This is a genomic window from Herbiconiux sp. L3-i23, assembly GCF_023734115.1.
GTDB lineage: Bacteria > Actinomycetota > Actinomycetes > Actinomycetales > Microbacteriaceae > Naasia.
Genome location: NZ_AP025737.1, coordinates 2,053,044 through 2,071,237, shown reverse-complemented (window position 1 = coordinate 2,071,237; position 18,194 = coordinate 2,053,044). Strand labels below are relative to the sequence as shown.

The following is an 18,194-nucleotide window of genomic DNA, read 5'->3' as shown; positions in this document are numbered from 1 at the left end:
CCTCTGCGGCCGTCCCGACCCTGACGGGTCCGGGAACACCCACGTCTCCGCGCGCTCAGCGCGCGACCTCTTCGCACCGTCATCTCAGCGGTGCCGTCCACGAGGACTCTCCCTGTGAACACCACGCTCGGCGCTCGTTCCCGCGCCGTCTCCTCCATCCGCTCTCGAACCATCGTCGTCGAGACCTCGAGCGACCGCCTCGGCGTGCTCGACCGGCTCGCCATGAGGGTCGGTCTCGCTCTGCTCCTCTGGGGTCAGCGCGACCGGCGTCGGCGCTCACCCGACGAGGTGCGGCTGCTCCGCGCGGCGGCGCTCGACGCCGAGCGCGACCGCGAACGCCTCCGCTCGCGGCTGCCGAACTTCCTCTGATGATGTGCGACGGGAGCGGGGCGCGCGAGAACCGTCGCCCCGCTTCCGTTCCTCGCGGCATCACCGGTGCCACACTGGAGTCCGCGCCGCACTGAGCGCGACCTGAGAGAGGCTCCGATGACCACGAACCCCACCACCGACGCGTTCACCCTCGACCTGACCTGGCTGCGCCGGGCCTACCGGGGGCAGCTGATCGCCGTCGCCGTGATCGGACTCGTCCTCGGCATCATCGGGGCGATCTTCCCCGCGGCCACCGCACTCACCATCTCGATCATCTTCGGTGCGTTCCTGCTGGTGCTCGGCGTCTCGCGCATCGTCTCGGCGATCATCGCGCACAGCCTCAACGCCGCGCTCCGCTGGCTGAGCGCCATCGTCGGCGTGCTGCTCCTCGCTGTCGGCGTGCTCTGCCTCGCCGACCCGTTCGAGGCCTGGAGTACGCTGGCGATCTTCATCGGCATCGGCTGGATCATCGACGGTGTCATGGACATCGCCGCCGGCGTGAACGGCGCCGTCCACCCGCGCTGGTTCGCCTGGGTCAGCGGGATCATCTCCATCGCGGCCGGAGTTGCGTTCTTCGTGCTCCCGTTCACCAGCCTTGCCCTGCTCGTCCAGATCGGGTCGTTCCTGCTGATCGTCGTCAGCCTTTCGACCCTGCTCACCCTTCCGCGCAAGTCGAAGGCCGAGACGGTCACCGCCTGATCGCCGTCACCAGGCCTCATCGTCGGGGTCGTCGTCGGAGTGTCGGGTGACCGGGACGCCGTGAGCGTCGACCGTCACGACGACCTCGCCGTCGGACCCGTCCTGCTCGAGGGTCGCCACGGGGCGACCCTCGAGCCAGGTCAGGGTCCACATGCCGGTGATCGGCCGGTCGCCCGCGAGATCCGACTCGACCGCGCGCAGCAGCGCGACGACGTCGCCATCGAGGCGTGCCGGCGGTTCCGAGCCGAACGGCCACCGCGTACCGAGCTGGATCACGAGAGGGTCAGCCAACGCTGATGTCGTAGGTGACCCACTGGGTCTTCTCGGCCAGCTCGTCGTAGAGCTTGCGCGCGGTCTCGTTGTCCTCGGCGGTGACCCAGCGCACGACGTTGTAGCCGCGCTCGCTGGCCTGCTGCGTGACGGCGTGGATGAGCGCCTTGCCGACGCCCTTTCCCCGCTCGTCCTCGCGCACGTAGAGGTCGTCGAGGTAGAGGCCGATGCCGCCCGACAGGGGACGCTCGAACGGGCGCACATGCGCGATGCCGACGATGTCCCCCGACTCGTCGTCGACGGCGACCAGGCCCCGCACGGAGTACTCGTCGCTGTTCAGCCATGCCCAAGCCCGCATCGCGCGGTCGTCGGTGAGCGGCTGCTGGTAGAAGTCCGCGTAGCTCGCGAAGAGCCCGTACCAGGCGAAGAAGTCGCCCTGCTCGACCGGTCGTACTGTGACGCTCATTGTGTTGCCCCCTGCGTGGTGGTTGTGGTGCGAAATGTAGGCCTGAAAGCTCCGAATCCGGTACTCAGAGTTCGTCGTTCGGGGCGAGCTCGATGCGTGTCACCGCGAGCTCGGTCCCTTCCTCGAAGCTGAGCTCGTCGATGCGGCCCACCGCCTTGAGGTCGCCCTCGGCGAGCTGGAGCTTCTCGACGGAGGCGAGCGGACCGACGATGGTGGCCTGCGCGACCCGGGTCTTCTGCGATGCCTTCGCGTCGGTCTTGGCGCGGCGGATGCCGATCAGCGCCTCGCTGGCGAGGCTCAGCAGGCCGGTGTCCGCGGTGTCGGGCACTCCGCCGGCCGTCGGCCACGCGGCGACGTGCACGGAGCCTTCACCGAACCAGGACCATGCCTCCTCGGTGGCGAACGGGACGAACGGGGCGAAGAGCCGCAGCAGGGTCGCGAGGGCGTCGCGCAGGGCGGCGACCGCCGACGCCTGACCGCCGTCCTCCGACTCGGCCGAGCCGTATGCGCGCTCCTTGACGAGCTCGAGGTAGTCGTCGCAGAAGGTCCAGAAGAACGCCTCGGCGGTCTCGAGGGCGCGTGCGTGGTCGTACTCGTCGAGCGCGGCCGTGGACGTGGCGACGACCCGGTCGAGGGTGGCCAGCATGCTCCAGTCGAGCGGGTGGGACACGGCGTCGCGCCCGGTCGGCACGTCGGCCGCGTCGAAGCCGAGGATGAACTTCGCGGCGTTGAGGATCTTGATCGCGAGGCGCCGACCGATGCGGATCTGAGTCGGGTTCTGCGGGTCGAACGCCGCATCGGTGCCGAGACGGCTCGAGGCCGCCCAGTAGCGCACCGCGTCGGATCCGTGCTGCTCGAGCATCGCCGCCGGAGTGACGACGTTGCCCTTCGACTTCGACATCTTCTTGCGGTCGGGGTCGACGATGAACCCCGAGATGGCGGCGTGCGACCACGGGCTGACCCCGTACTCGAGCAGCGAGCGCAGCGCGGTGGAGAAGAGCCAGGTGCGGATGATGTCCTGGCCCTGGGGGCGGAGGTCGTAGGGGAACACGAGGTTCCACAGCTCCTCGTCGCGCTCCCACCCGCCGGCGAGCTGCGGTGTGAGCGACGAGGTCGCCCAGGTGTCCATGACGTCGAGTTCGCCGATGAAGCCGCCCGCGACGCCCCGCTGATCCTCGGTGTAGCCGGCGGGCACGTCGCTCGACGGGTCGACCGGGAGCGACGCCTCGTCGGCGGCGATCGGCTGGTCGAAGACCGGGTTGCCGTCGCCGTCGAGGGGGTACCAGACGGGGATCGGCACGCCGAAGAAGCGCTGACGCGAGATCAGCCAGTCGCCCGCGAGCCCCTTCACCCAGTTCTCGTACCGCACCCGCATGAAGTCGGGCAGGAAGTCGATGCCCTGGCCGAGCTCGAGGAGACGGTCCCGCAGGGACTCGTCGCGTCCGCCATTGGTGATGTACCACTGGCGGGTCGAGACGATCTCGAGGGGCCGGTCGCCCTTCTCGAAGAACTTCACGGGGTGCTGAACGGCCTTCGGCTCCTCGAGAAGCGCACCGGACTCGCGGAGCATCTCGACGACGGCCTGCTTCGCCGAGAACACCGTCTTGCCCGCGAGCTGCGCGTAGGCCTCGCGACCCGCTTCGGTGTCGATGGCGTCGGGTGCCTCGCTGACGAAGCGACCGTCGAAGCCGATGACCGCACGGTTCGGCAGGTCGAGCTCGCGCCACCAGACGATGTCGGTCACGTCGCCGAAGGTACAGATCATGGCGATGCCGGTGCCCTTGTCGGGCTGCGCGAGGTGGTGCGCGAGCACGGGGACCTCGACACCGAAGACGGGCGTGGTGACGGTGCTGCCGAAGAGCGGCTTGTAGCGCTCGTCGTCGGGATGCGCGACGAGGGCGACGCAGGCGGGCAGCAGCTCGGGGCGGCTCGTCTCGATCTCGACGTGCTCGCCGGGGGCGTCGGTCTTCGCGAAGGCGACCCGGTGATAGTGGCCCGGCTGCACCCGGTCTTCGAGCTCGGCCTGGGCGACCGCGGTGCGGAAGGTCACATCCCACAGGGTGGGCGCGTCGGCCTGATACGCCTCCCCACGGGCGAGGTTGCGTAGGAACGCCTTCTGCGACGCGGCGCGGGCGTCGTCGCCGATGGTGCGGTAGGTCTGCGTCCAGTCGACCGAGAGTCCGAGCGAACGCCAGACGGCTTCGAACTGCTTCTCGTCTTCGACGGTCAGCTTCTCGCACAGCTCGATGAAGTTGCGGCGCGAGATCGGGATCTGGTCGGCGGCTTTGCTGCTCTTGTTGTCGCCGCCCTCGAACGGCGGCGCGAACTCGGCGTCGTAGGGGAGGGTGGGGTCGCAGCGGACCCCGTAGTAGTTCTGCACCCGGCGCTCGGTGGGCAGACCGTTGTCGTCCCAGCCCATCGGGTAGAAGACGGTCTTGCCGGTCATGCGCTGGTAGCGCGCGATGACGTCGGTGTGGGTGTAGCTGAAGACGTGCCCGATGTGCAGCGACCCGGACGCAGTGGGAGGCGGGGTGTCGATCGAGTAGATGTCGGAGCGGGTCCGGTCGGTGCGGTCGAAGCGGTACACGCCGCTCTCGTCCCAGCGGACGCCCCACTTGGACTCGAGTCCTTCGAGGGCCGGCTTGTCGGGGATGGCTGCAGGGGTCGACACGAAAAGAAACTCCGGATCCGCTATGTGCGGCACCGCGTGAGGGTGCCTGAATGTGGCCGCGAATGCGACCCATCAAGGCTACCCGAACCCCTCACCCCCGCGAGCGCGGTTGGGCCCCACCGGGCATGTTCGCCCGGAGGGAGTGCACCGAGCGCGGGCGTCTAAACACCCGCGCTCGCAGCAACACACCTCCCTCGCGCTGAAGCGCGCGATGGGCCCAGCTCGCAGGGGTGAAGGGGTTAGGCGGAGACCGGGTCGCTACGGACGGCGGTGACCGGTTCCGTGCCGCGGGCGGCGACGACGCGGGCCGCCGCGATCGAGGCGACCAGGGTGATCGCGGACATGATGGCGAGCACGATGCCGGGGTGCCACCAGGCGTTCGCCGTCGCCTCGGCCAGCACGCCGGTGGCCGCGGGGACGAAGCCCGAGATCAGGGCGCCGACGCTGTACGCCACCGACAGGGCCGAGTAGCGGAAGTCGTCGTCGAACAGGTCGCTCATCAGCCCGCCGAGCGCCGCCCAGCTGAGGGTCGGCAGGATTCCGCCGATGATCATCGTGGCGACGAGGATGCCGAACGTCGAGAACTGCAGCAGGAAGTACATCGGGAACGCGATCAGCAGCGTCCCGGCGGCGCCGATCGCGACGACACGGGCCGACCCGATCTTCGTCGCCAGCCAGCCGAACGTCGGAATGGTGATGAGCTGCAGCAGACCGCCGATCGTGGTTGCGATGAGCAGATCCTGGTATGAGAAGCCGAGCACTGCGACGCCGTAGTTCACCGTGTACGTGTTCATCAGCGAGTACGAGCCGATGCCGAGCAGCGAGACGCCGACGGCGATGAGCAGCACGACGGGCTGGCGCTTGAACATCGCGAGGAACGGGATGCGGTCGCGGCGGTCGGTGGCGACGAGGTTCTTGAACACCGGCGTCTCGTCGATCGACCAGCGCAGATAGAGCGAGACCAGGAGCAGCGGGATCGCGAGGAGGAAGGGGATGCGCCACCCCCACGCGGCGAGCTCCTCGGCGGACATCACGAACGTGAGCACGAGGAACGCGACGGCGGAGAGGATCGAGCCGACGGGGGAGCCGAGCTGCGGGAAGGCCGCCCAGAACGCGCGGCGCCGCGAGTCGGAGTGCTCGGTGGCGAGCAGGATCGCTCCACCCCACTCGCCGCCGAGCGAGATGCCCTGGGCGAGACGGAGGATGACGAGCACCACCGCGCCGAACCAGCCCGCGACCGCGTAGGTCGGCAGGACGCCGATCAGGCCCGTCGCGACGCCCATGATCGCGATCGTGACGAGCAGGGTCTTCCGCCTCCCGATGCGGTCGCCCAGGTGCCCGAAGACGATCGCCCCAAGCGGGCGCACCACGTAGCTGATGCCGATGGTGAGGAACGCGGTGAGCGTCGCGCCGAAGGTGCCGAGCGGTTCGAAGAACAGGGGACCGACGAAGAAGGCGGCGAAGTAGGCGTAGACGTAGAAGTCGAACGATTCGAGGGCGGTGCCCACGAAGGATGCCCAGACGACGCGGCGGGTGGACCCGGCGGACGACGGAGCGATGGCGGGGGAGTCAGCTGTGGTTGTCATGGCCTCGGTTTGCGATGAGGGACGAGAAACGAGACACTTTCTGCACTCAGTACAGAAATAGCGTCCGAGGATCGAGTATATGCCTGGAGAAAGCACGGCGGGGCGCCCGAGGCGCTCGTCGCGATCGACGCTGCAGGACGCCGCGTACGAGCTCTTCCTCGAGCGGGGCTACGCGGCCGTCCCGATCGATGAGATCGCCCGCACCGCGGGAGTGTCCCGCTCGACCTTCTGGGGGTACGCCGCGTCGAAGAGCGACCTGTTGTGGTTCGACGTCGACGCCGCTCTCGACCGGCTCGAACGACGACTCGCGGCGCTCGCCGCAGAGCGTGTCGAGCACACCGATCATGATGATCGCGCTGTCGGCATCCGTGAGGCGGTGCGGGAGGTGGCCGCCTCCTTCGGTCCCGGCGAGATGCCGCTGCCCTTCGTCGAGGCCGGCACCATGGGCGTCGTCGACGAGCTCCGCGCGTCGGCGTTCCCGCGGCTCGCGCGGCTCGTGGACCTGCTCGGTGCGGCGTGGGCGCCCGCCTCGCCGGACGGCGCGACCGCTCGCGCCGACGCGTGGCGGCTCGCCGCGGAGATCACCGCCGCCGCCGAAACGTGGCTGACGGATCGGCCTCGGGGGAGCCTGGTCGACCACATCCGCCTTTAGAACCCGTCAGCATGGGCGGATGGCAGACCAGACATGGCTCATCACCGGAGCGAGCCGCGGACTCGGACGAGCACTCGTCGATGCGGCTCTCGCCGCCGGGCACCGTGTCGTCGCGACCGTTCGGAGCGGCACTCTTCGGGGCATGAGCGCCTGAGGGTGCTGACCCTCGATGTGCGCGACCGGCGCGCGGCGTTCGACGTCGTGGCCCAGGTCGAGGCGGAATCCGGCGGAGTCGACGTGCTCGTCAATAACGCCGGATACGGGCTAATCGGCGCGATCGAGGAGGTGTCGGAGTCCGATGCCCGCGCCATCGTCGACACCGACTTGTCCGGACCGCTCTGGCTCAGTCAAGCGGTTCTGCCCGGGATGCGGGCTCGTGCGGCGGGAACCATCGTGCAGATCTCGACGGTCGGCGCCGTCGGCACGATGCCGACTCTCGGGCTCTACAATGCCGCGAAGTGGGGCTTCGAAGCGTTCAGTGAAGCGATGGCCGCCGAGGTCGAGGGCGCGGGAATCCGGGTGCTCATCGTCGAGCCCGGCGGTCTCGACACCGAGTGGGGCACCGGCAGCATGCGCTTCGCCGCACCCAACCCCGCCTACGACGGTCTGCGAGAGAGCCTTTTCGGAACGGCCGAGGTGCCGTGGCCGGCCGAAGGCACCGCAGGCGGTGCTTCGCCGGCGGATGCGGCCGCCGCCATCCTTCGGATCGTCGCCGAGGATCCGACGGGGCTCCGGCATCTCGTGGGCGACGATGCGCCTTCCCAGGTCGCCACGGCGATCGGCATGCGCCTCGCGGACTACCGTCGCGACCCTCGTTTCGTCGCCGCAGAGACTGACATCGATGCGTCGGCGGGTCAGACGTAGACCGCACCGGGAACTAGTTTGTTCTAGTCGAACTAGAACTATAGGATCGGTTCGTGCTCCTGACCGTCGATCCCGCCTCCGCGACGCCGCTGTTCCAGCAGATCGCGGACGGCGTGCGCGCCGAGGTCATCCGCGGAACGCTCGGAGCGGGCTCGCGTCTGCCCGCCGCGAAGGAGCTCGCCGAATCGCTGCAGCTAAACCTCCACACCGTGCTGAAGGCGTATCAGATGCTCCGCGACGAGGGCCTGCTCGACCTGCGTCGTGGTCGCGGCGCGGTCCTCACCGCGCAAGCGGCGGTTCTCGGCGATGTGGCCGCCGACGTGCCGTCGCTCGTCGCCCGAGCCAAAGCGGCGGGGATCGGCGCCGCCGCACTGTCCGCCTTGATCAAAGAGGAGTACTCGAGATGACCGGTCCCCGTGCGTATCGACACAAGCTGATCGCGATCGGCGCTGTGCTGCCGCTGACCCTCGCACTGAGCGGGGCGGCCGTGATCCTCAGTTGGCTCCCGCGCCTTCCCGACGAGGTCGCCGTGCATTGGACCTCGTCGGGTGCAGACGGCTTCGCGACGCCGCTCCTGTATCCGGGCATGCTCGTGCTGATCACCGCACTCTTCACCGCGATCGTCGTCACCGCCCTATGGAACCCGGGCGACGGCAGGCGGGGGACCGGTCGGTTCCTCCTCGCCACCGCCGGCTGGTTGCCGACCTTCCTCGCGATCGGCTTCGCCGGAAGCCTCGCCCCGCAGCTCGACACGACCGATCCCGCGGGGAGCCCGTTCCCGGGGATCGCTCTTCTCGTCGGCGCCGCCTGCGGTGTTCTCGTCGGCGCCGGCGTGTGGGCGCTCGCTCCCGTCGCTCCGCCCTTCGACCGTGTCGCGGCTCAGCCCGAGGACCTGTCCGTCGCCGACGGGGTGCGCGTCATCTGGCTCGACACCGCGTCGGCCCCGCGGCCGCTGATCGCGGTCCTCGGCATCTCGGCCGCCGTGCTCGTGGTGGTGGGCGTCGGCGTGACCTTCTCGGTCGGCACCCCGGGCCTCGCGCTCCTCGCCGCCCCCGTGATCCTCGCCGTCGCCTGCCTCACCCTCAGCTGGCGGGTGCGCATCGACGACAGCGGATTGGTGGCGCGCCCCGCCATCGGGATTCCGCGGGTCCGCATCCCGCTCGATCATGTGAAGGACGCCTCGGTGGTCGAGGTGTCGCCCGTGAACGACTTCGGCGGATGGGGCCTGCGCTACAGCTCCTACGGCACGGGCGTGATCCTTCGCGCCGGCTCCGCGTTGCGGCTCGAGCAGACCGGCGGCGCATTCACCATCACCCTCGACGACGCTCCGCGGGCTGCGGGACTGGTTCGCGCCCTGCTCGCACGCCGCCGGGCCGCGCCCGAGCGTCGAGAGTGATCACCGGGTCTTGGTGACTTTGGCCAACCCTTCCGGATTGTCGGGGTCGAGACCGCGGCGGAGCGCGGCATCCAGGGCGAGCAGCTGGAACGGGATGATCTCCAGCACCGGGATCAGAGTCTCGTCCACGCCGTCGGTCGGAAGCGCGAGGTGCAGCGGCGTCGAAGCCGGCCCGCCGACCTCGACGAGCGTGCCGCCGAGCGCCGAGGCCTTCTCACCGAACGCGGCGGCGGCCGCACGGGTGCTGGGCGACGCCGTCAGCAGGAACACGAGCGTGGCCGGGCGCACCTGGCCGAGCGGCCCGTGCGTCGCATCCGCGGCGCTCCACCCCGACGCGGCGATGCCGTTCGTCTCCATCAGCTTGAGGGCGCCTTCTCGAGCGCTCGCCATCGAGTAGCCGCGGCCGACCACGAGGATGCGATCGGTCTTTGCGACGGTGTCGGCGAGAGCGTTCCACCCCGGGTGTTCGCCCGCGAGCAGCTTCTCCGCCGCGTCCGCGACAGCGCCGATGCGGGCGGCGACGTCGTCCCAGCGATCGCCCGCGGCGAGCGAGATGACGGCATGCAGAGCGAGCAGCTCGGCGGTGTAGGTCTTGGTCGCCGCGACCGAGAGCTCGGGCCCCGCCACCAGGTCGAGGGGTACGTCGCCGAGTCCCGCGACCATGCTCTCGGCCACGTTGGTGACCGCGATCACCGGGACGCCGGCGGACTTCGCAACCCTCACCGTCTCGATCAGATCGGGTGACTCGCCCGACTGCGTCACGGCGACGAGCACCGCGCGCGGGTAACTCAGGCGGGCCCCGTAGGCGGTGAACGCGCTGGGGGTCGCGAGCATCGCAGGGATGCCGAGCCGAACGTGGGCGAGGTACTGCGCGTACATCGCCGCATGATCGCTGGTGCCGCGCGCCGCGAACACGATCAGCTCGGGGTCGGTGTCGCGCAGCAGCGTCGCCGCCGCGATGATCTGCTCGCGGCCCGCAGTCAGCAGTCTGCGCCACGCTGCGGGCTGCTCGGCGATCTCCGCCCGGATGAGCGCCCCGGGGGTGGTGCTGTCGGCGCCGCTCATGAGGTGAGCCCCGTGATCATGGCGATGATCTCGTTCTTGTCGGTGCCGGCGGTCTCGCGCGTCCCCACCTGGGTGCCGCGGCGCATTACCGTGACCCGGTCGGCGATGCGGAAGACCTGGTCGAGGTTGTGCGACACGATCAGCACGGCAGCGCCCCGCTGCTTCAGCTTCAGGATGACCTCTTCGACCTTGCCGGTCTCGGCCACGCCGAGCGCCGCGGTCGGCTCGTCCATCAGCACGAGACCCGAAGCCCAATGCGTGGCACGGGCGATCGCGATGCCCTGGCGCTGACCGCCCGAGAGGTCGGCGAGCATCGCCTTGGCGGAGGGGATGCGCACGTCGAGGTCGTCGACGAGGCCCTGCGTCTGGCGCTGCATCTCCTTGCGGTCAAGGGTGCGCAACGGGCCCTTGCGCAGCTCACGCCCGAGGAAGAGGTTCATGTAGACGGGCTGCTGATCGACGAGCGCCAGGTCCTGGTAGACGACCTCGACCCCTTTCGCCCGCGCATCGGCCGCGTCGTTGAACGACACCGGCTCACCGTTCAGCTGAATGCTGCCGGCGGTCGGCTGGTAGAGCCCGGAGATGATCTTGACGAGCGTCGACTTGCCCGCGCCGTTGTCGCCCACCAGGGCGACGATCTCGCCCGCGTTGACCTCGAGGTCGAACTGCTTGATGGCGACGACGCCGCCGAAGTGCTTGGTGATGCCCTCGAGCCGGAGCGGCGATGAGGTTGCTGTGGAGGTCATGACTGCCTTCCGGCCCCGCGAAGGGCGTCATCGATGGTGAGGGGGGTGGCGCCGTCGGCCGACCAGACGCCGGCGAGTTCGGGGCGTCCGGTCGAGAGGCCGCGGATGCCGGCGGTGAGTCCTCGAGTGACGAAGACCTGCGGTCGGAAGCCGAAGACGACGGTGTCGCCCGCGGTGACGGTCTGCCCTTTGGTCGGGATGGTCGCGTAGTAGTCGATCGCCTCGGCAGCGGGCATGTCGACGCGCAACCGGGTCGCGGTCTCGACATCGTCGTCGGCGCCGACGATCAGCGCATCGGTGGTGGTGCCGCCGAGCACCGGATCGACGTAGAGACCGCCGCCGAAGACGTAGGCGTCTCCGTCGTAGAGGTGCGACACCTCGCTGATGTAGGCGATGGCCGGATCTTCGACGAGGTCCTCGACCGCGTGCAGGGGGGTCGTGCCCGTGAGACCGTGGCCCGGCTCGACCTGCGTGGCGCCGGCCTCGGCGAGCGTCGCGAGCACCGAGACCGAGGTGGTGCCCGGGGCGTTCAGCTCGACGCTGGAGCGCCCGGCCGCGAGGAGCGCCTCCTTCGCCGCGGTGAGGGTTGCGAGATTTGGCGTCGACCGGGCCGTGCCGGTCTCGGCATCGAACAGGGTCGCCGGAAAGCTGGTCACCCCCGCGAATCGCGCGCCGGGAAGGGCGTCGATGCGGTCGGCGACGGCGACGATGTCCGCGGCGGGGACACCGCCCTCGTGGCCGCGGTAGAAGCGGTCGCCGGGAGCGGCGACGCGCACCAGGATGTCCTGCACGAAGCCGGCGCGGTCGGCGGCAGCGGCGGCCTCGGCGGCCTTGGCCTCGGAGAACACCGTCCAGTGCAGGGGGCGTATCGCCGCGGCGACATCGGCGGACGAGCGCGGGATCTGGACGAGGTGACCGACGTGACCGGCCGCGAGTCCGCCGGCGGCGGCGGCGATGGTGCACTCGAGGTCGACACCCACCGAGTGGCTGATCCCACCCGCGACGATCGCGGCGGATGCGTCACGGTTCCGACCGATCTGCTTCGTCATGGCATATGGCGTGAGACCGAGCCGCGCGGATTCGGCGGCGAGAGCCGCGGCGTTGCGCTGGATCGCGTCGAGGTCGAGGACGTAGGTGTTCGGCGGAAGTTGACCCGAGCGGTGCAGGTCGACGGCGGCGCGGAGCAGACCCGGGTTGCGGCGGGTGAGGAGGGAGAGGAACACGGGGTCCGCCTAACTGTTCTTCTTGCCGCGCAGCGACAGGGACACGGCGACGAGGATGATGATGCCTCGCACGATCATCTGCTGCGAGACGTTGAGGCCGGCGAGGATCAGTCCGTTGTTGATCATGCTCATCAGGAGCGAGCCGATCAGGGCGCCGATGATCGACCCCTTCCCGCCGGCAAGAGCGGTGCCACCGATGATCACCGCGGCGAGCACCGACATCAGGTCGCTCTCACCGAGGGTGTACCGCGCGCCCTGCAGGCGACCGGTGTAGAGCAGCGCCGCCATCGCGGCGGTCACGCCACTGGCGATGAAGACCCACATGCGCACGCGGTTGACGCGGATACCGCTGACCCGAGCGGCCGACGTGTTGTTGCCGACGGCCAGCACGTGGGCGCCGAGGCGTCGCTGTCGCAGCACGTGCCAGCCGAGTGCCGTCACCACCGCGGTCCACCAGATGATGGTGGGGATGCCGAGGAGCGTGCCGCCGCCGAAGAGCCACACGAAGGTCGGGTCGGTCACGGGCACGGACTGCAGGTCGGTCAGCTGTCGCGCGAGTCCGGTGACGAGCCCCATCATCGCGAGGGTGACGAGGAACGACGGAAGGCGCACGAGGGTGACGAAGAGCCCGTTGATCGCGCCGACCGCGGCGCCGACGGCGAGCCCGACGACGGCGCCGAGCCACCACTGCCCGGTCGTCTGGATGGTGAGGCCGGCGCCCAGTGCCGCGAGCGCGACCGTCGAGCCGATGGAGAGATCGATCTCTCCGGTGCTCAGCACGAACACCGCGCCGACGGCCATGATCGCGATGGGGGCCGCCTGGATGACCACGTTCGTCAGGTTCGTGGGCGTCAGGAAGTACTGGGCCTGCGTGACGGCGAAGAACAGGAAGACGAGCACGAATCCGATGTAGACGACCGAGGCGCGCCAGTCGAAGCCGCGCAGGCGGTCGCCCCACGCCGCGGGGCTCGTGCCGGTGCGTTTCGTGTCGGGGTCGGTGGAGATGGTCATCGGGGGAGTCCTTCCGGGAGCGCGTTCGCTGCGGTGCGAGCGAGATGGAGGGCGCCGAGGACCGGCGCACGGGTGCCGAGGGTGCTCGGTTCGACCGGGAGGTCGCCGGCGCCGAGGTCGGTGAGGTGCCGCTGCAGAGGAGCGAGCAACTCGGGGCGGGACCCCATGCCGCCCATCAGCACGACGGCGGCGGGGTCGATCACCGCCCGGACGGCGAGGAGTCCAAGGGCGAGGAATCGGGCGTGCTCATCGATCGCCGCCGCGGTGGCGGGATCGCCGTCTCCGGAGTCGAAGATCTCCACCGGGGTGAGCGCACGCCCGTGCACCGCGACGAAGCGTCCCTGGAGCGCGTCGCCCGCGACCGCCTCTTCGAAGGGTCCTCGTCGGTGATTCGCCCGGTCGAACGGGTCGGTGCCGAGGGGGAGGAAGCCGATCTCCCCGGCGGCTCCGCGCGCGCCGCGCACCAGGGTGCGCCCGACGACGATGCCCATGCCGATCCCGGTGCCGGAGGCGACGACGACGAAGTCGTCGTAGCGGGCGCCGATGCCGTAGTGCAGCTCGCCGATCGCGGCGATGTTGACGTCGTTCTCGATCAGGACGCGATGACCCAGCCGGTCGGCGAGGTCGACGCCGAACGATTTCGCGTCGGACAGCTCGAGATTCGAGTTGAGGTCGAAGCCGCCCGATTCGGCGGGGACCCCCGCGCCGCCGATGACGGTGGTGACGATCGACGCGGTGGTCGCGCCGACGGCGTCGACGAGCTGCGCCTCGAGCTCGGCGACCCGGTCGATGACGTCGCCCGTCGTCAGGATGCGGGCTTCGGCGAGGATCACGCCGTCGCCGCCCGCGATCGCGCCGTGGATCTTCGTGCCGCCGAGATCGAGTCCGGCGAAGAGCGGCGCGGTCACTGCCCGACCTCGAGCAGTCGCGCGGGGGTGTGCCTGATGAGCTGTTCGTACTGGTCGGCGGTGACGCCGCGTTCCGCGAGCATCGGCGCGAACACGTCGTGGAGGTAGCGGTACCCGTGCATGCCGTGGGTCGACGGGTTCATCCAGATCTCCGCACCGGTGAGGTCCTGCGCGAGCACGACGCGGTCGCCGAAGCCGTCGGCGACGAGGCGGGCGACGAGGTCGGCGCGACCGGAGTCCGCGCGGTGGAAGGCGCGTTTGGTGAACTCGCCGTCGCCCCGGTCTGAGGGCGGGCCGAGGAAGAAGTCCCACTCCTGCTTGCCGATGGTGTCGATCGCGACGTTCGCGCCGGTTCCGAGGACGCGGCGCACGAGCGCGGGGTCGAGTTGGGTGTCGAGATGACCGATCACCACGCGGTCGAGCGCGACGCCCTCGTCGGCGAGGATCTCGATCTGTCGGAGCGCGAGCGTGCCGTGCGTCGTGTGGGTCATGAGGGCGGCGCCGGTGCGTCGCATCGCCCGAGCCGCGGCACGGAGCGTGCGCTCTTCGTGCTCGGTCATCGTGTCGAGCCCGGTGGCCTGCTCCCCGAGGATGCCCGCGCGGACCCCGGAGCCGCCGATGCCGGTGTCGAGGTCGGAGGTGAGCCTGTCGGCGAGCTCGTCGATCGACGCCCCGGCTGCCCATGCCGGGGTCCACGACTCGAGATAGAGGGCGGTTCCGGAGACCACGTGCAGTCCGCTGCGTCGCGAGATCTCCGCGAGCAGAGCGGTGTTCGATCCGTCGGCATCCCGGCCGACGACACCGTAGGGGCTGAGGTCGACGATGGTGCCGAAGCCCCGGTCGGTCAGACCGTCGAGGGCGGCCACCGCGATGGCGACCGGGTCGAGCCCGCCGCCGGCCGGGAGCCACGGGCCGGGGGTGAGGGAGAGGAGGTGTTCGTGTGCCATGACGCGGCCGAGATCGGCGGCGGGCACGGGACCGAGGACGGTCTGGACGTGAGCCACGGGGTACCTGTTCGAGAGAGGGGAGGGGCGATCCGGTTCGAGCCGGACCGCCCCGGGGTGGTGCTGATCGGTGTGAGCGGCCCGAACCCTACTTCACGCTGGCGGGGAGGTCGGTTCCGTAATCCTCGCGCCACGCCTCGTCGAGGTTGTCGGTGGTCACCTTGACGGGCGGCGAGGCGACGAGCGCCGGCGCCTCCTTGTCGAGGACACCGTACGCGGCGGCGATGGCGAGCCCACGGCCGATGTCCAGCGAGCCGTTCCCGACCAGGCCGACGACATTGCCGCCCGCGGCCATGTCGGCGGCGAGGGTGGCGTCGAGGTCGTTGGTGACCACCTTCACATCGCTGCGTCCGGCGTTGCGCAGCGCCGAGAGCACGCCCTGCGCTGCCGTCGCCCACGAGACGTAGATGCCCTTGATGTTGGGGTTGCGGGCGATCATCGCCGCGGCCACCTCTTCGGTGCGGGCCTCGTCGGCGAAGCCCTCTTCGGCGACGATCTCCATGTCCGGGTACTCGTAGGCGAGCCACGACTTGAACGCTTCGTCGCGCTGATTGGTGAACCAGAAGTCGGCGTCGTGGAACATGTAGCCGACCTGGCCCTCGTCGCCGAGCGCGTCGCCCAGGATCTCGGCGTTGGCTCGTCCTGCCTCGGTGAGCGACTCGGTGACGATCGAGACGAACTGGTCGCCCGCTTCGTACCCGGCGGGCGGGGTGGTCATGATCACCAGCGTCTTCCCGGCGTCGACCGCGGGCTGGAACGCTGCGGCCGCCGAGGTGGCGTCAACGGCGATGGTGACGATGATGTCGGGATCGAGCGCGAGCACGCTCTGCAGATTGTTCGCCTGGGTCGCCGCATCGAAGTCGGCCTGGGTGCTGGCGACGACCTCGATGCCGAGATCGTCGAACTGCTCGGTCGCACCCTTCTCGACGGCGGAGACGAACTCGGACGAGGTGTGCCAGACAAATGCGGCCGTGTAACCGCCGTCCCGCACCGACGTGGTCTCCTCATCGGTGAGGGTCAGCTCGTCGAGCGTGCCGGGGACCTCGCCATTGGGGCCGACGAACTCGAGGCTCGGCTCGGTGGCCGGGGCGGACTCGGCCTCCTCGGCGGGTTGGGCGGCGCAGGAGGTGAGGGCGAGGGCCAGTGCGATCGACGCGGCGGCGGCCGCGCGGGCACCTCGCCGCACGGCGCGGGGGGTTTGCTGCATGGGAGGACCTTCTCGATGAGGGGAACGATGGAGCGGACGTCGACAGTTTGGTTTCACTGCGCAAGCAAAGTCAACGGGCAAAGTGTTTCCATCGTGTTTCAGGACCGCGAGAAGCGCGATCGACGGCATTTTCCGCTAGCTTTGCGTTCGTCGAGAGAGCAAAGGAGGCAGTGATGACGGACGCTCGCGACTTCAGTCGCCGTTCGGTCCTCGCCGATCTGCTCCGGAACCGGCCGACGAGCCGCAAGGCCATCGCGGCGCGCACCGGCCTCTCCGCGGCAACGGTCTCGAGGACCGTCGATGCCCTCGTCGTCGAAGGAGTCATCCACGAGGCGTCCGAGATCGTCTCCGAGAACCGAGGGCGCCGCGCCGTGCAGCTCGATGTCGTCGCCGAACGCAGCCTCGTCGTCGGAATCGATCTCGGAGCCTCGAACACCCGCATCGTGATCGGGGACTTCGCGGCCGAGCCGTTGCAGCGCGCCGAGCTCCCGACCCCATCGAGCCTCAACCCCGCCCGCCTCGGGGAATGGCTGGCCGACATCGTGGGGGCGATGGTCGAGGACGACCCTCGCGACCTGGGAGCAGTGGCGATCGGCCTTCCTGGCGCGGTGTCGGAGGCTCGAACCGTGTCGAACGCCCCCAACCTCGTGCAGGTCGAGTCGGCGGAATTCGTCGAGGCGCTCGAGCGGCGCCTCGGCCTCGAGGTCAGGCTCGACAACGACGCGAACTACGCCCTGCTCGGCGAACAGAGGATGGGTGCGGCGGCCGGAACCCCGGCGGCCGCGATGGTCACCATCGGCGCCGGCCTCGGCGCCGCTCTCGCCATTGACGGACGCATCATCCATGGCAAGCACGGGCTGGTCGGGGAGTTCGGTCAGCTGCCCATCGGTCCGTTCGGCGCGCGCCTCGAGCACATGGTCACCGGGCCCGGCATCATCCGTCGCGCCGCCGAATCGGGTGTCACCATCGACGCTCCCGAGGAGCTCTTCACCGATCCCTCGCTCTTCGCGCTGCGCGCCCAGTTCGACCACGCCCTGCAGATCGTCCTCACCGCGATCTCGGTGTCGAGCGAGCCGGAGGTCATCGTGCTCGGCGGCGGTATCGCCGAATCGCTCGCGAGCGACCTCCAGCGATACCAGTCGGCGCTCGAGGCGAACCTGCGGATCGCTCCGCGTCTGGTGCCTGCCCGGTTGGGCGAGTTCTCCGGTGCGATGGGGGCGGTGATCGACGCGGTGCGGACGCTCTACCGCGAGCTCGGCGTCGACGAGGGCGATCTCGACGATCTGCCGGTCGCATCCCCACCAGCCGACCTGCCCGCCATCGCCTGAGCGATCAGTCGCGAGCGGGCGAGGGGTCGTCGCCCGGCTGCGAGCCAGCCGGCAGTGCTGCCGTGCCGCGTCGCTGCGACCAGTCCTCCCAGTAGGCGATCTCCGCCTCGAGGTCGGCGAGCTGCTCTTCGGTGCTGCGCGGACCCTCGGGCGGCGTCGGGAGTCGCGGACCGTCGTCGACGCGCTCGGTGGGGCCGTCGACGCTGCCGATCCGCTCGGCGGCTCGGGCCGGGTCGTGCGGCGCGGGCTCTTCAATGTACTCGTCGAGGTCGTATGAGCCGCGCCGGCGTCCGAATGCGAACCAGAGAGCACCGCCGATACCCGGCAAAAGCAGCACGGCGAGCAGCCAGCCGGCCTTCGTTCCCCGCTTCACCTGATCGAGCGGTGCGCGCACGACATCGACCAGCGCCCCGATCACCAGGACCAGGAGGAGGAACGACAGGACGATCACAAGCGACGATTGTACGAAAGGTTCGCGGAACGGGGGATGGTCCCGCTTCCCTCGCCGCGAACGGCACCGATGTGCGGGGCCTCAGCCGGTAGCATGGGGGCAACGACATCGATCCGGCCATCACCGGGGAGTCCTCGGAAGAAAGACCCGCTTCGGCGAGTCCGTTAGAACCGAGCGGGTAAGCCCGTCACAGCAGTGAACGAGTGGGCCTTTCGTCTTCGCGGACGGGCGGCCAAACGAGGTGGTACCGCGCTTCTCTTGCAGGAGCGTCCTCGTGC

20 protein-coding genes are annotated in these 18,194 nt (G+C 69.8%); 8 read left to right on the top strand and 12 right to left on the bottom strand.

What is annotated here, in order from left to right:
* Positions 1-114: 114 nt before the first annotated feature.
* Together NGH83_RS09815 and NGH83_RS09810 are read left to right on the top strand one after the other, a co-directional pair.
* Positions 115-369, top strand: coding sequence for a hypothetical protein (locus NGH83_RS09815; RefSeq protein ID WP_251856079.1), 255 nt, complete (start codon positions 115-117; stop codon positions 367-369).
* Positions 370-486: 117 nt separating this feature from the next.
* Positions 487-1,068 carry an HdeD family acid-resistance protein gene (locus NGH83_RS09810; protein ID WP_251856078.1) on the top strand — a complete coding sequence of 194 codons (582 nt, stop codon included), beginning with the start codon at positions 487-489 and terminating at the stop codon, positions 1,066-1,068.
* 6 nt (positions 1,069-1,074) lie between these two features.
* Here NGH83_RS09810 and NGH83_RS09805 read toward each other — a convergent pair whose 3' ends face one another.
* From NGH83_RS09805 to NGH83_RS09790, 4 genes are all read right to left on the bottom strand, one after another.
* Positions 1,075-1,359: a hypothetical protein gene (locus NGH83_RS09805; RefSeq protein WP_251856077.1), complete on the bottom strand. Its 285-nt coding sequence runs from the start codon at positions 1,357-1,359 to the stop codon at positions 1,075-1,077.
* Entirely contained in the window at positions 1,352-1,804 is a 453-nt protein-coding gene (locus NGH83_RS09800) for a GNAT family N-acetyltransferase (protein ID WP_251856076.1), read from the bottom strand. The genes NGH83_RS09805 and NGH83_RS09800 overlap by 8 nt, the downstream gene beginning before the upstream one ends.
* Before the next feature lie 64 nt (positions 1,805-1,868).
* Positions 1,869-4,475 carry a valine--tRNA ligase gene (valS, locus tag NGH83_RS09795; protein WP_251856075.1) on the bottom strand — a complete coding sequence of 869 codons (2,607 nt, stop codon included), beginning with the start codon at positions 4,473-4,475 and terminating at the stop codon, positions 1,869-1,871.
* 239 nt (positions 4,476-4,714) lie between these two features.
* A complete protein-coding gene (locus NGH83_RS09790) occupies positions 4,715-6,061 on the bottom strand; it encodes an MFS transporter (RefSeq protein ID WP_251856074.1) in 1,347 nt (448 codons plus the stop codon).
* Positions 6,062-6,140: 79 nt separating this feature from the next.
* Between NGH83_RS09790 and NGH83_RS09785 the strand changes: the two genes are divergently transcribed.
* From NGH83_RS09785 to NGH83_RS09770, 5 genes are read left to right on the top strand one after another with little or no spacing between them, the layout of a single operon-like run.
* Positions 6,141-6,713 (top strand): TetR/AcrR family transcriptional regulator, encoded by a 573-nt coding sequence (locus NGH83_RS09785; RefSeq protein WP_251856073.1) that lies wholly within the window; start codon positions 6,141-6,143, stop codon positions 6,711-6,713.
* A 19-nt stretch (positions 6,714-6,732) separates the two neighbouring features.
* Positions 6,733-6,867 (top strand): hypothetical protein, encoded by a 135-nt coding sequence (locus NGH83_RS15280; protein ID WP_256470098.1) that lies wholly within the window; start codon positions 6,733-6,735, stop codon positions 6,865-6,867.
* Between the two features lie 2 nt (positions 6,868-6,869).
* Positions 6,870-7,577, top strand: a complete 708-nt coding sequence (locus NGH83_RS09780; protein WP_251856072.1) for an SDR family NAD(P)-dependent oxidoreductase — start codon at positions 6,870-6,872, stop codon at positions 7,575-7,577.
* A gap of 53 nt (positions 7,578-7,630) precedes the next feature.
* The gene (locus NGH83_RS09775; protein ID WP_251856071.1) at positions 7,631-7,984 is read left to right on the top strand and encodes a GntR family transcriptional regulator; all 354 of its coding nucleotides are present in this window, start codon (positions 7,631-7,633) and stop codon (positions 7,982-7,984) included.
* On the top strand, positions 7,981-8,973 hold the full coding sequence (locus tag NGH83_RS09770; protein ID WP_251856070.1) for a hypothetical protein: 993 nt from the start codon (positions 7,981-7,983) through the stop codon (positions 8,971-8,973). The genes NGH83_RS09775 and NGH83_RS09770 overlap by 4 nt, the downstream gene beginning before the upstream one ends.
* Here the strand turns inward: NGH83_RS09770 and NGH83_RS09765 are convergent, their stop codons facing one another.
* From NGH83_RS09765 to NGH83_RS09735, 7 genes are all read right to left on the bottom strand, one after another.
* Positions 8,974-10,038: an SIS domain-containing protein gene (locus NGH83_RS09765; RefSeq protein WP_251856069.1), complete on the bottom strand. Its 1,065-nt coding sequence runs from the start codon at positions 10,036-10,038 to the stop codon at positions 8,974-8,976.
* Positions 10,035-10,784 (bottom strand): ATP-binding cassette domain-containing protein, encoded by a 750-nt coding sequence (locus tag NGH83_RS09760; RefSeq protein WP_251856068.1) that lies wholly within the window; start codon positions 10,782-10,784, stop codon positions 10,035-10,037. The genes NGH83_RS09765 and NGH83_RS09760 overlap by 4 nt, the downstream gene beginning before the upstream one ends.
* A complete protein-coding gene (locus tag NGH83_RS09755) occupies positions 10,781-12,007 on the bottom strand; it encodes an alanine racemase (protein WP_251856067.1) in 1,227 nt (408 codons plus the stop codon). Before NGH83_RS09755 ends, NGH83_RS09760 begins: the two co-directional genes overlap by 4 nt.
* A gap of 9 nt (positions 12,008-12,016) precedes the next feature.
* On the bottom strand, positions 12,017-13,018 hold the full coding sequence (locus NGH83_RS09750) for an ABC transporter permease (protein ID WP_251856066.1): 1,002 nt from the start codon (positions 13,016-13,018) through the stop codon (positions 12,017-12,019).
* Complete coding sequence (locus NGH83_RS09745; RefSeq protein ID WP_251856065.1) at positions 13,015-13,926, bottom strand: ROK family protein; 912 nt, start codon at positions 13,924-13,926, stop codon at positions 13,015-13,017. The genes NGH83_RS09750 and NGH83_RS09745 overlap by 4 nt, the downstream gene beginning before the upstream one ends.
* Positions 13,923-14,930: a phosphotriesterase gene (locus NGH83_RS09740; protein ID WP_251856064.1), complete on the bottom strand. Its 1,008-nt coding sequence runs from the start codon at positions 14,928-14,930 to the stop codon at positions 13,923-13,925. Before NGH83_RS09740 ends, NGH83_RS09745 begins: the two co-directional genes overlap by 4 nt.
* A gap of 88 nt (positions 14,931-15,018) precedes the next feature.
* On the bottom strand, positions 15,019-16,137 hold the full coding sequence (locus NGH83_RS09735) for a substrate-binding domain-containing protein (protein WP_251856063.1): 1,119 nt from the start codon (positions 16,135-16,137) through the stop codon (positions 15,019-15,021).
* Positions 16,138-16,310: 173 nt separating this feature from the next.
* Between NGH83_RS09735 and NGH83_RS09730 the strand changes: the two genes are divergently transcribed.
* Positions 16,311-17,465, top strand: a complete 1,155-nt coding sequence (locus NGH83_RS09730) for an ROK family transcriptional regulator (RefSeq protein WP_251856062.1) — start codon at positions 16,311-16,313, stop codon at positions 17,463-17,465.
* Between the two features lie 4 nt (positions 17,466-17,469).
* On the opposite strand, the gene NGH83_RS09725 is transcribed toward NGH83_RS09730, so the two are convergent.
* The gene (locus NGH83_RS09725; protein ID WP_251856061.1) at positions 17,470-17,916 is read right to left on the bottom strand and encodes a PLD nuclease N-terminal domain-containing protein; all 447 of its coding nucleotides are present in this window, start codon (positions 17,914-17,916) and stop codon (positions 17,470-17,472) included.
* Positions 17,917-18,194: the final 278 nt, after the last annotated feature.